The sequence below is a fragment of the Neotamlana nanhaiensis genome, assembly GCF_000943555.1.
Taxonomy (GTDB): Bacteria; Bacteroidota; Bacteroidia; order Flavobacteriales; family Flavobacteriaceae; genus Neotamlana; species Neotamlana nanhaiensis.
Genome location: NZ_JTDV01000008.1, coordinates 168,526 through 180,899, shown reverse-complemented (window position 1 = coordinate 180,899; position 12,374 = coordinate 168,526). Strand labels below are relative to the sequence as shown.

The window sequence follows — 12,374 nt, the reverse complement described above, 5'->3', positions numbered from 1 at the left end:
TATTTTAATGCGAAATTTACTTTTCGGCACCATTGCCCTATCCCTAATTTTTACAAGTTGTAAAAACGAGCAAGATCCTTTTAAAGTTGAAAAACAAAACATTGGTTTACTAACCGATTCCACTCAGGTAAAAGACTTAAAATCCATTTTTGCTAACGATTCTATTGCTAATTTTGAAAGTGGCGAAGAATTTTCGGGAGACATCAATACCATAGAAATTTTTGAAAAAGGAGGCAACAAACTTCTTGTATTAACACCGGAGCGTATTCTTGATTCTACATCGGTAATAAAAAGTGTTCAAATAGTAGATGAGCGCTTTAAAACCGATAAAGACATTTCAACCTTAAGCACGTTTAAAGATATCTCTTCGGCATACAAAATATCTAAAATCAGTAATTTGATTAATTCTGTTTTAGTTACCGTAAACGAATTAAATGCCAGTTTTGCAATTAGTAAAGAAGAACTTCCTGCGAATTTAAGATTCGATATGAAACTTCAAATTGAAGAAACACACATTCCAGATAACGCAAAAATTAAATACTTTTTCATCAACTGGTAATCTTTATAAATCTATATGAATCCTTTCTTATCAAAGATACTGGTCGATATTGCTCGCAAACGTCTTTCAGCTAAACAAAAAAGCAAAAAAGGCATTAGCAAGAAAGAATTAGTGCCTTTGGTAAGAAACCTTCAGGTAGAATTTACGCATGCCATAAAAGAATATTTTTTTATCGCTCTTGGCGTGTTTTCAGCAGGTTTTGGCTTAAAAGGTTTTTTATTACCGAACAATTTTATTGACGGCGGTGCCACTGGTATTTCGCTACTTTTAACCAACATTACCAATCTTCATTTAGGTATTTTACTGGTTTTGGTAAACTTGCCTTTTATCATTTTAGCATCGCGCACCATAGGCGTAAAATTTGCTTTAAAAAGTATTTCGGCCATCGCGCTATTAGCTATTGTGGTTCACTTTGTAGAGTATCCTATAATTACCCACGATAAACTTTTAATTTCGGTTTTTGGCGGATTTTTCTTGGGCTTAGGTATTGGCATGTCCATGCGAGGTGGCAGCGTTATCGACGGCACCGAAGTGTTAGCTATTTTTTTAAGCCGAAAATTCTCGTTAACCATTGGTGATGTATTACTACTCATTAATATTTTGATTTTCTCGGTAGGCGCTTACACGCTATCTATTGAAATTGCTTTGTACGCGATTTTAACCTATCTCTCGGCAGCCAAAACTGTAGATTTTGTAGTTGATGGCGTTGAAGAATATGTTGGCGTTACCATCATTTCCACCAAACATGAAGCGCTACAACACATGATTACCGAAAAACTACGTCGCGCTTGTACAATTTATGCGGGCAAAGGCGGATTTGGAACTAACGGAAAAAGTTACGACAAAGATATTATCTACACGGTAGTTACCCGTTTAGAACTCGCGAAATTAGAAACCGAGATTGACAAAATCGACAAGCAAGCTTTTGTAATTATGGGTGTTGTAAAAGATTTAAAAGGTGGTATGATAAAGCGCAAACCCATGAAAGACCATTAAAGTTATGAAACCAAAAAAATATACTATTCAGGATAATCCGTTTTTTGTGCCAACTACCGACGGCAAAACCATAAAAGAACATTTTGGTAATGCCACCAATGGCGATTCGCAAATAAGTATAGCTCACATGATTGCGCCTCCTGGTTGGAGCGAACCGTTCCAAACACCAGAATTCGACGAGTACACTTTTATTATAAAAGGCAAAAAACAATTTATAATTGAAGACGAGGTTGTAACTTTGCAAGCAGGACAATCTATTAAAATCGAGAAAAACACACGAGTACAATATTCCAATCCTTTTACGGAGGCTTGCGAATATTTAGCCATTTGTTTACCCGCCTTTTCAATGGATTTGGTTCATAGAGAAGATTAGAACATGAAAAAGATTATTAAAAGAAACTTACCTAAAATTATTGGCACCTCGCTAAATACTATCAGCTTTATTGCGCCTAAATACGCGACTTTAAAAGCTTTAGATATTTTTATGACGCCGCGTAAAGGTAAAATTCTTGAAAAGCAAAACGAGTTTTTAAATACCGCAAAGCAAATTCAGCTTGACCTCAACGGCACAAGCATACAAACTTATCATTGGCCAGGAAACGGTAAAACTATTTTACTTGCTCATGGTTGGGAAAGCAACAGTTACCGTTGGAAAGTATTAATTAACAAACTTCAAAAATTCGACTACAATATTGTGGCGCTCGATGGTCCTGCTCACGGAAAATCGGGAGGCACGCAATTAAACGCCATTTTATATTCCGAGTTTATAAATGTTGTGGCTAATCATTATCAGCCTCACATCATCATTGGGCATTCGGTTGGTGGTATGGCTTCCGTATTTTTTCAGCATAATCATCAATTAAAATCTTTAGAAAAATTAGTGCTTCTTGGAGCGCCTTCAGAATTTACAAAAATCTTTAAAAGTTATGTAAAGATGCTGAAGTATAACAGTAAGATTGAAAAAGGGTTAAATAAGATTGTTGAAGAACGTTTCGACAATGAAACCGCCTATTTTTCATCGGCCAATTTTTCTAAAAAGATAGAAACTGAAGGTTTAATTATTCATGATAAAGAAGATAAAGTTATTGGCTACGATGAAGCCGAACTTATTGCACGAAACTATAAAAATTCAACTTTAAAAACCACCGAAGGTTTTGGTCACGGGTTGAAAGATGACAGTATTGATGATGCTATAATTAACTTTATAAACAACTAAGTTTTGAGCGATAATTTAACACGATTAAACAAGTATTTAAGTGAAGTTGGCTATTGCTCAAGGCGAGAAGCCGATAAACTTATTGATGCAGGACGAGTAACCCTAAACGGTGTTGTACCCGAAATGGGAACCAAAGTGGCGCCCAACGATGTGGTTGCCGTTGATGGCGAAATTATTAAAAACACGAAAGACCGTTTTGTGTATTTAGCCTTCAATAAACCTGTTGGTATTGTTTGTACTACAGATACCAATATTGAAAAAGACAACATTATAGATTTTATAAACTATCACAAACGTATTTTCCCTATTGGAAGACTCGACAAACCGAGTGAAGGTTTAATTCTATTAACCGATGATGGTGACATCGTTAATAAAATTCTTCGCGCCAGCAACAACCACGAAAAAGAATATGTTGTTACCGTTGATAAGCCTATTTCGCAAACCTTTTTAGAGCGCATGCGTGGTGGTATTTATTTAGAAGAATTAAAGCAAACTACTAAAAAATGTAAGGTTGAAAAATTAGGCACCTACAAATTCAAAATTATTTTAACGCAAGGTTTAAACCGACAGATTAGACGCATGTGCAGCTATTTAAACTACGAAGTACAAACCTTAAAACGCGTTAGAATTATGAATATAAACCTCGATATGCCCATTGGAAAATATCGTGAGTTAACTAAAGACGAGTTTACAAACTTGAACAAGCTTTTAGAACATTCTACAAAAACATTTACACCTAAAACGCGAAAAAGGAATTAACACAACGCTAATTCCTTTTATATTTTTTTGTTTTGATAACTTCTCTATCCGTGACGCTCTCTAGCTAGTAGCGTGTTTTTTAACAGCATCGCAATCGTCATTGGGCCAACACCTCCAGGAACTGGTGTAATGTAGCTTGCCTTTTTGCTTACGCTTTCAAAATGTACATCGCCTGCCAATCGGTAACCATTCTTTTTGGTTTGGTCTGGCACACGTGTAATACCAACATCGATAACCACAACATCTTCTTTTACCATATCGCCTGTTAAAAACTCTGAAATACCAATAGCAGCTACAATAATATCGGCACCTAAAGTAATTTCTTTTAAGTTTTTAGAACGACTATGCACCACGGTAACCGTAGCATCGCCCGCTTTACGTTTCTGGCTCATTAAAATACTCATTGGGCGACCAACAATATGGCTACGCCCCATAACCACAACGTTTTTACCTGAAGTTTCAACTTGGTAACGCTCTAGTAATTCCATAATACCGTAAGGCGTTGCAGGTAAAAAGGTTGGCAAATCTAAAGCCATACGTCCCACGTTTGTTGGGTGAAAACCATCAACATCTTTATCAGGATCGATAGCCATCAATACTTTTTGCTCATCAATTTGTTCCGGTAACGGTAATTGCACTATAAAACCATCAATATCGCTATCGGTGTTTAACTTGTTTATTGTTTCAAGTAATTCTTCTTCCGATGTGTATTCTGGTAACTCAATAAGCGTCGATTTAAAACCTATTTTTTCACAGGCTTTTACTTTGGCGTTTACATACGTCATACTCGCACCGTCGCTGCCCACTAAAACTGCGGCCAAATGAGGCACTTTTTCTCCTTTTGACACCATTGCAGATACATGTTCTGCAATTTCGTTTTTTATGTCGTTACTTACTTTTTTACCGTCTAAGATTGTCATATTTAATAGTTTTCAGTCGCAGTAGCAGTCAACAGTTAATCATGCTTGCAAACTGGTTACTTTATAAGTTTTAGCTTTCAGTTTTAACCCCAAATTTATGTGGATTTTTAATCATATAATTTATTAGTTTTCCAATCTCATTTCCTTGATTTGTTAAGTCAACATACATTTCTTTTGAAATATAATCACAATTCAAAGCAAAATCTAGCCACGTACTTGTTTCGGAATTTTCACCATCAGCATCAGTTAGTTTACTAATAAAATACTTCGGATATATTCGTTTTCTATAAGCTTCAGCCATATTAGCACAAACTGACCTTGAACTTCTTCTAATTTGATCGGTTAGTGAATAAGTCTCTTCTTTCGGAAACGTTTTAGACACTTTATAAATATTCATCGCCAAATCGAATGCCTTTTTATATGCTAACAAATCTTTAAAATCCATAATTCAAAGAAACTGAGACTGAGACTGAGACTGTAAACTAAAATCCTATCGCATATTCTTCATCATTTGCATCATCTTTTTGCCGCCACCGCCTTGCATCATTTTCATCATTTTGCTCATTTGGTTAAATTGTTTTAATAACTGATTTACCTCTTGAACCGATGTTCCAGATCCTTTTGCTATACGCTTCTTTCTGCTTGCATTTAAAACTGAAGGCGTTGAACGCTCTCCTGGTGTCATAGAATGAATAATGGCTTCAATACCTTTAAAAGCATCATCATCAATGTCAACATCTTTAAGCATTTTTCCAGCACCAGGTATCATGCCCATAAGGTCTTTCATGTTACCCATTTTCTTAATTTGCTGGATTTGATTTAAGAAATCGTCGAAACCAAACTGATTTTTCGCAATTTTCTTTTGCAGCTTTCTGGCTTCTTGCTCATCGAATTGCTCTTGAGCACGCTCAACAAGCGACACCACATCACCCATACCCAAAATACGATCGGCCATACGTGATGGATAAAACACATCAATCGCATCCATTTTTTCACCTGTACCAATAAACTTTATTGGTTTATTAACTACAGATTTAATAGAAATAGCCGCACCACCACGTGTATCACCATCTAATTTAGTAAGGATAACACCGTCAAAATTCAAGACATCGTTAAAGGCTTTTGCTGTATTAACTGCATCTTGCCCTGTCATAGAATCAACAACAAATAAGGTTTCTTGCGGGTTGATGGCTTTATGGATGTTCGATATTTCGGTCATCATCGCTTCATCTACAGCTAAACGACCAGCGGTATCGATAATTACGACGTTATGTCCGTTAGACTTTGCATGTGCAATTGCCGCTTGCGAAATAGCCACAGGATCGTTATTTCCTCTATCGCTAAACACCTCAACACCTATTTGCTCTCCGACTACATGAAGCTGATCGATCGCCGCAGGACGATACACATCACAAGCTACTAAAAGCGGCTTTTTGGTTTTCTTATTTTTAAGATAATTAGCCAGTTTACCAGAAAAAGTCGTTTTACCCGAACCTTGTAAACCAGACATTAAAATTACGCTAGGCGTACCCGATAAATTAATACCTTCGGCATCGCCACCCATAAGTTCGGTTAACTCATCTTTTACAATTTTAACCATTAATTGCCCTGGCTGTAACGTCGTTAATACGTTTTGCCCAAGTGCTTTTTCCTTTACTTTATTGGTAAATTCTTTGGCTATTTTGAAGTTAACGTCGGCATCGAGTAAGGCTCTTCTAACTTCTTTTAAGGTTTCGGCAACATTTACTTCGGTAATACTCCCATGCCCTTTTAATACGTGTAAGGCTTTATCTAATTTATCGCTTAAATTATTAAACATAATTATCTTGAAATTTTAAGAAGTGCAAATTTAGTGAATTGCCTTGTATTTAAAAACCTGTTAATTATAAAATCGCTAATAAATTATTCTGGGTTAACGCTTTCGCGGAAATAAAAAAAGGCCATCAAAACAATAATTTTGACAGCCTTTGTAAAAGGAAACTGAGTTAATTAACCAAAAATCGAAATTCTAGTGTTCCTTCTATCAACCAAAAACAAATTAACTTTTCTTTTCCAGAACTAAAATGCGTTCTATACTACCATCGGCAGCTAAATCTTTTACTTCTATTCTACCTTCTGCAATTTCAAGAATTTTCCAACGGTGATTTAAAATATTAAAAGGCTCGTTATCTTTAAAGTAAAGTCCTAAATACAAACCTTCATCGCGATAAGACAACCATGATCCATTTACTACCGACACACCGTTAGGGTTTGCTACTTCTACTCTACCTGTTACTTTAAAGTTAAAGGTATAATTGTAAAAAATATCTGTTTTATCAACATTTGCATCTTGGTAATACGCTACTTCCCAAGCACCTTGAATTAACATGGCGTCGATAAACTTAACATCATCATCAGTATCAAAACAATGACGCTTTAGTACCATTTTATCGTCACGATTTCCTAAGTTTTCTAATTTTATTAGGCCTTCTTCTAAAACAGTTACAAACCACTCTAATTGTAAATAAGGGCGACCATCTATTTGAATTTGAAGCACAAAACCGTTAGAATTGTAAGCTAAAACATCGTAAGTTCCTGTAACAAATTCACCTTCAACTCTAATTTTAACTTGATTATTTTCTAAGAATTTTAATGGTGTTCCAATGTATTTTTTATCATTATCGGCACCATCAACATTAAGCCTTGCAACTCTCCAGTAACATTCTTGTAAATAATTTTCAATACGTTCTTTTGTAATTTCGACCAGAACATCACAGTTTTTCTTCATAATAATTCGGTTACCACCAGATTGATAAAACTTAATTCTTCCTGGAGCCAAATCGTAAACAAACCATTCTAGCGTAAAATCTGCAAGAGTGTCAAACTCTAACTTAATCATAGCGCCATTATCGGTTACACGAGTAGACCAAGTTCCTGTTAATACATCGCCATTTCTTGCTCGCATTACTACAACATTGTCTTCTTTAAACTTTAATGCATAAGCATCGTAATCTACTGTGCGGTCTTGTTCATTACGCTTAAACTCATGTACCACCCAAGGGCAAAGTTTTAAGTATTCGTCTAGACGTTCTTTAGTAAAATCGTCATCACCATAATCGTTATCATCGTCTTCATCACAAGCATCTTTAGCTTCTTTAATCGTTTGGGCTAACTCTGCATTATTGTGTACTTCAACTGTATTTCCATCGGCATAAACCAACGTAATAGGAAAATTTAAACTAGCAATTAGGTTTGCTTCGTTTTTAATGCGTTTAATAAATCGGTATAATTGACGATCGTTTTCAATATCTACTACATTAATAATCTCGAAATTTCGATTAAATACAGAAAACGAAATAGGATATTGAAAATCTATACACTCAATATCATCATCTTCTTCATTTTCACCTTTACATTCCTTAATTATTTCTTTAAGTTGCTCGCGGTTTTCAATAACAATTTCTTCGTAATCTGACAAAACTATGGTTATAGGAAAGATAATTTCTAAGGCATCATCATCATCTTCAAACTCATTAAAAATAGCTTCAATAGTTTTAAAATCTTCTTTAGAGTCGATGGTAACGTCTAAACCATTTACAATAACAGTTACAGGTAATTCAACCGAAATACAACTGGCATTATCTAAAATATTATCGTAGGAACCATCCATAGTAGATGTGGAGAACATTAGGTTTGTAAGCTCGTCGTTTGGAGCTAAGGCTTCAGATTCTTCAGGATTGGTAATTTCAACCGCTTCTTTCTGGCAGGAACTAAAAAATAAAAGGACAAAAAAAGGAATAATTAATAATGATTTTAATTTAGTGTTCATAATTAATGGGTTTGGGTTATACATAGCATTTTGTTTATAAAACAGCTAAACTTTAAAAACTCCTACCCTACAATCCTAAAAAAAATTTAAATTGCAAATTCCAAATAGTAAAAAAGCTCTATTTTAGTGCAACCAACCGCCAATACCTATGGGTAAACAATTACACGATAATATTTGCGAAGAGCATATTTTTTCATCCATATTTAATAAACATGCCAAAGATTTACACAACTTTTTATACTATAAGTTTGGCGATTTATTAAACCCAAAAGATAAAGTACAGGAAGCTTTTATTAAACTTTGGGAAAACTGCGCGAAAGTATCGCCCGAAAAAGCCAAAAGTTTTGTTTACACCACCGCTAATAATTTAATGCTTAACGAAGCTGCTCACCAAAAAGTAGTTTTAAAATACCAGCAAACCAAACCCAAAACGAGCACCAACGAAAGTCCTGAATTTTTAATGCAGGAAGCCGAATACAACGAAAAATTACAAAAAGCCCTGAGTAATTTAACCGATGCACAGCGTGAAGCTTTTTTAATGAATAGAATTGAAGGCAAACGTTTTAAAGAAATAGCCGAAGTTTTAAACATCTCGACAAAAGCAGTTGAAAAACGCATTTATGGCGCTTTAGAGAAACTAAGAAAGGAAATTAAAGAGTTGTAAAAATAATAAATGCTAAAGCAATCTGTCATTGCGAGAAATGAGGTACGAATGACGTGGCAATCTTTAAATTAAAAAGATTACTTCACTGCGTTCGTAATGACATAAAAGATTTTCAAAAAAAATTAAACCCAAGGGTAGGAAAAAATAAAACTAAACTGTTATATAGATGAATAACGATAACATGGATAGAGAAACACTCATATCGAAATGGTTAGATAACAATCTAAATCCTGTAGAACTTGAAGCTTTTAAACAGCTTGAAGACTACGACGATTTAGTAAAATTGAACCAAAACCTGCAACACTTTGAGGCTGATGATTTTAACACCTCTGAAGCTTTAAACAACGTGTTATCTGCAATTAAAACAAAAAAACCTGCGCCTAAAAACCAATGGTTAAAGCCCTTTTTACGTGTCGCAGCCATTTTAGCTGTTTGTTTTAGTTTGTACTATTACACCACGACCTTAAACACTACTATTGAAACTGCTTTTGCCGAAAAAACAACCATAGAATTACCCGATAATTCTAGTGTTTCACTTAATGCAAAATCGGTTTTAGAATACAATAAAAGCCGTTGGAACACGAACCGCGAGGTGAGTTTACAAGGTGAAGCTTTTTTTAAGGTAGCCAAAGGTTCGTCGTTTAGCGTAAACACATCTCAAGGCGTGGTAACCGTTTACGGCACGCAGTTTAATGTAAAACAGCGCAACAATTATTTTGAAGTTATTTGCTACGAAGGTTTAGTTGGAGTTACCCACAATGCCAAAGAAACCAAATTAAAACCTGGTGACAGTTTTTTAATTATTGATGGGAAAAGTATTGCTAAAGAAAAAGAAAATCGCCCAACACCTTCGTGGTTAAATAACGAAAGTAGCTTTAAGAGTATGCCTTACAAAACGGTGCTTACCGAGTTTGAACGACAATACAACGTGCACATTAAACTTATAAATATAGATGACAACCAACGCTTTACAGGCAGTTTTACACATAACAATTTAGAGGTTGCCTTAAAATCTATTACCTTGCCTTTACACCTAACGTACACTAAACAAAACCAGACCATTACACTTAAACGTGAATAGCAACACGCGAGTTATTATTTTTTTTCTATTGTTTTTTTTGAAAGTTGCCACACCTTACGCACAAACTAACAAAAAAGACAAACAGCCGCTTGCCCAAATTTTAAAACAACTAGAAGCGAGTTATCAAATACGCTTTTCATTTGCTGATGATACCGTAAAAAATAAAATGCTGACTTTACCTTCGGAGGACATTTCGTTGGAACACTTAATTATATTTTTAGAAGAAAAAACGCAGCTTGATTTTGAGTTGCTTGATGACCGATTCATTATTATTCGTGAAGCTGAAGCTGAAAAGAGCTCATCAAAAAGAACCATTGAAACTTTAGAAGAAGTTATTGTAACCAACTATTTAACTTCGGGTATTACCAAATTAAACGATGGCTCTATAACTTTAAAACCCGATGCGTTTGGTATTTTACCCGGACTTATAGAACCCGATGTTTTACAAACCATACAAGCGCTTCCGGGAGTTTTAAGCAACGACGAAACCGTATCGAACATTAATGTTCGAGGCGGCACACACGACCAAAACTTGCTGCTGTGGGAAGGTATAAAAATGTATCAATCGGGACATTTTTTTGGGTTGATTTCGGCGTTTAATCCGTACACGACAAAACGGGTTAATGTTTACAAAAACGGAACACGTGCCAAATACGGCGATGGCATTTCTAGTGTTATCGATATGGAATTACCCAACACGATTAACAACGAGTTTAAAGCTGGTATAGGCTTTAATTTGCTCAACACCGATGCTAATGCTACAATTCCGTTAAGTAAAAAAACCGAATTACAACTTTCGGCACGCCGTTCGCTAACCGATGCCGTAAGCACTTCAACTTACAACCAATATTTTAAACGTGTTTTTCAAGATTCCGATTTTTCAAAAGGAAAAAACAATGCCAATACCATTTCGCAAAACGAGAACTTTTATTTTTACGATTTTACGGCAAAATTCCTCTACGACATAAGTGAAAAAGACCATCTTCGTTTTCACTTTTTAAATGTGCAAAACAGCTTGAATTACGACGAGCAATCTACCATAAACAACGAAAACGAAGCCTTAAACAGTAGCTTATCGCAAAACAATATGGCTATTAGCGGCGCATACACACGCCATTGGACACCAAAGTTAGAAAGCACCGCCCAAATTTATGTTTCCAACTACGATTTAGATGCTACGAATTTTGACATCATAAACGATTTACGCCTTATTCAAGAAAACGAAGTTTACGATGGCACTGCAAAACTAGACATCAACTACACGCATAACCACCAATTTAAGTTTAATGCGGGTTATCAATTTTCAGAAATTGGTATTAGTAATTTAGCCGATGTTAACAATCCGGTTTTTAGAAGTTACATAAAAGAAGTACTTCGGACGCATGGTTTGTATGCCGAAACTCATTTTTTATCGCACAACGCCAAAACCAAAATTATTCTAGGCTCGCGTTTAAATGTTATCAATGAATTTAATATGATTTTTGCCGAACCAAGATTAAGCTTTAGTCAGCGGTTTTTAAACTATTTTAGATTTGAAGTTTTAGGTGAATTTAAAAGTCAGACCACCTCGCAAGTCATCGATTTGCAAAACGATTTTTTGGGTATTGAAAAACGCCGTTGGGTTCTTGCTAATAATCAATCAGAAATTATTGAAACTGATGATCAAACTATTTTCCCAAATCCTGTTATAAAAAGCAAACAGGTTTCTGCTGGAATTCATTTTAATAAGAATCAATTTTTGGTAAGCGCCGAAGCATATTTAAAAAAGGCCGATGGTATTACATCGAGAAGTCAAGGCTTTCAAAATCAATATCAATTTATTTACGACATTGGTAGCTATAATATAAAAGGAATTGATGTTCTTGTTAATAAACAGTTCAGTAATATTATAAGTACATGGGCGTCGTATTCTTACAATTCAAATAATTATAAATTTGATAGTTTAAACTATGGCAATCCGTTTCCTAATAATGCCAATATTGAACACGCCATTACGTTTGCTGGCACCTATACTAATAACAGTTTTAAGTTTGCTTTGGGTTTAAATTGGCATTCTGGAAAACCAACTACACATCCAAGTGTAACGGATAACCCAAATGACGACCAAATTACCTACGAAGCTCCAAACAGCGCCACATTACCAGATTATTTACGCACCGATTGTTCTGCCACATATGCTTTCAATATGAGTGATGATGCCAAAGCAACTGTTGGCGCCAGCATTTGGAATGTACTAAACAACAAAAACATTATTAATAACTACTACACCTTAGATAACGATAATAACATCAATAAAATTGAAAACGAATCGTTGGGCATTACACCTAATGTGAGTTTTAGGGTGAGGTTTTAGGTTATTATTAATATTGTA

Annotated in this window: 12 protein-coding genes; 8 read left to right on the top strand and 4 right to left on the bottom strand. The window is 35.1% G+C overall.

The window, feature by feature from the left end:
* The first annotated feature begins 7 nt into the window (after positions 1-7).
* The 5 genes from PK35_RS10220 to rluF are packed head-to-tail and all read left to right on the top strand — an operon-like array spanning position 8 to position 3,530.
* On the top strand, positions 8-559 hold the full coding sequence (locus tag PK35_RS10220) for a hypothetical protein (RefSeq protein ID WP_044626617.1): 552 nt from the start codon (positions 8-10) through the stop codon (positions 557-559).
* Between the two features lie 15 nt (positions 560-574).
* Positions 575-1,555 carry a YitT family protein gene (locus PK35_RS10215; RefSeq protein ID WP_044626616.1) on the top strand — a complete coding sequence of 327 codons (981 nt, stop codon included), beginning with the start codon at positions 575-577 and terminating at the stop codon, positions 1,553-1,555.
* Between the two features lie 4 nt (positions 1,556-1,559).
* Positions 1,560-1,928, top strand: a complete 369-nt coding sequence (locus PK35_RS10210) for a cupin domain-containing protein (RefSeq protein ID WP_044626615.1) — start codon at positions 1,560-1,562, stop codon at positions 1,926-1,928.
* A 3-nt stretch (positions 1,929-1,931) separates the two neighbouring features.
* Entirely contained in the window at positions 1,932-2,771 is an 840-nt protein-coding gene (locus PK35_RS10205) for an alpha/beta hydrolase (RefSeq protein ID WP_044626614.1), read from the top strand.
* A 3-nt stretch (positions 2,772-2,774) separates the two neighbouring features.
* Positions 2,775-3,530 carry a 23S rRNA pseudouridine(2604) synthase RluF gene (gene rluF / locus PK35_RS10200; RefSeq protein ID WP_044626613.1) on the top strand — a complete coding sequence of 252 codons (756 nt, stop codon included), beginning with the start codon at positions 2,775-2,777 and terminating at the stop codon, positions 3,528-3,530.
* Positions 3,531-3,574: 44 nt separating this feature from the next.
* Here rluF and folD read toward each other — a convergent pair whose 3' ends face one another.
* The 4 genes from folD to PK35_RS17185 form a co-directional block, all read right to left on the bottom strand.
* Complete coding sequence (gene folD, locus PK35_RS10195) at positions 3,575-4,450, bottom strand: bifunctional methylenetetrahydrofolate dehydrogenase/methenyltetrahydrofolate cyclohydrolase FolD (RefSeq protein ID WP_044626612.1); 876 nt, start codon at positions 4,448-4,450, stop codon at positions 3,575-3,577.
* A gap of 70 nt (positions 4,451-4,520) precedes the next feature.
* Positions 4,521-4,895 carry a four helix bundle protein gene (locus tag PK35_RS10190; RefSeq protein WP_044626611.1) on the bottom strand — a complete coding sequence of 125 codons (375 nt, stop codon included), beginning with the start codon at positions 4,893-4,895 and terminating at the stop codon, positions 4,521-4,523.
* Between the two features lie 45 nt (positions 4,896-4,940).
* Entirely contained in the window at positions 4,941-6,269 is a 1,329-nt protein-coding gene (gene ffh, locus PK35_RS10185; RefSeq protein WP_044626610.1) for a signal recognition particle protein, read from the bottom strand.
* A gap of 219 nt (positions 6,270-6,488) precedes the next feature.
* Positions 6,489-8,258, bottom strand: a complete 1,770-nt coding sequence (locus tag PK35_RS17185) for a hypothetical protein (protein ID WP_131474408.1) — start codon at positions 8,256-8,258, stop codon at positions 6,489-6,491.
* Between the two features lie 148 nt (positions 8,259-8,406).
* On the opposite strand from PK35_RS17185, the gene PK35_RS10175 reads away from it, so the two are divergent.
* The 3 genes from PK35_RS10175 (at position 8,407) to PK35_RS10165 (ending at position 12,356) form a co-directional block, all read left to right on the top strand.
* Positions 8,407-8,922 (top strand): RNA polymerase sigma factor, encoded by a 516-nt coding sequence (locus PK35_RS10175; RefSeq protein WP_044626609.1) that lies wholly within the window; start codon positions 8,407-8,409, stop codon positions 8,920-8,922.
* A gap of 166 nt (positions 8,923-9,088) precedes the next feature.
* The gene (locus PK35_RS10170) at positions 9,089-10,003 is read left to right on the top strand and encodes a FecR family protein (RefSeq protein ID WP_238320905.1); all 915 of its coding nucleotides are present in this window, start codon (positions 9,089-9,091) and stop codon (positions 10,001-10,003) included.
* A 37-nt stretch (positions 10,004-10,040) separates the two neighbouring features.
* Positions 10,041-12,356 (top strand): TonB-dependent receptor plug domain-containing protein, encoded by a 2,316-nt coding sequence (locus PK35_RS10165; protein WP_052825976.1) that lies wholly within the window; start codon positions 10,041-10,043, stop codon positions 12,354-12,356.
* Positions 12,357-12,374: the final 18 nt, after the last annotated feature.

Bases quoted from the DNA above. Each gene is read 5' to 3' on its own strand.
- PK35_RS10220 (WP_044626617.1), top strand. From the start codon at position 8: ATGCGAAATTTACTTTTCGGCACCATTGCCCTATCCCTAATTTTTACA.
- PK35_RS10215 (WP_044626616.1), top strand. From the start codon at position 575: ATGAATCCTTTCTTATCAAAGATACTGGTCGATATTGCTCGCAAACGT.
- PK35_RS10210 (WP_044626615.1), top strand. From the start codon at position 1,560: ATGAAACCAAAAAAATATACTATTCAGGATAATCCGTTTTTTGTGCCA.
- PK35_RS10205 (WP_044626614.1), top strand. From the start codon at position 1,932: ATGAAAAAGATTATTAAAAGAAACTTACCTAAAATTATTGGCACCTCG.
- folD (WP_044626612.1), bottom strand. From the start codon at position 4,450: ATGACAATCTTAGACGGTAAAAAAGTAAGTAACGACATAAAAAACGAA.
- PK35_RS10190 (WP_044626611.1), bottom strand. From the start codon at position 4,895: ATGGATTTTAAAGATTTGTTAGCATATAAAAAGGCATTCGATTTGGCG.
- ffh (WP_044626610.1), bottom strand. From the start codon at position 6,269: ATGTTTAATAATTTAAGCGATAAATTAGATAAAGCCTTACACGTATTA.
- PK35_RS17185 (WP_131474408.1), bottom strand. From the start codon at position 8,258: ATGAACACTAAATTAAAATCATTATTAATTATTCCTTTTTTTGTCCTT.
- PK35_RS10175 (WP_044626609.1), top strand. From the start codon at position 8,407: ATGGGTAAACAATTACACGATAATATTTGCGAAGAGCATATTTTTTCA.
- PK35_RS10170 (WP_238320905.1), top strand. From the start codon at position 9,089: ATGAATAACGATAACATGGATAGAGAAACACTCATATCGAAATGGTTA.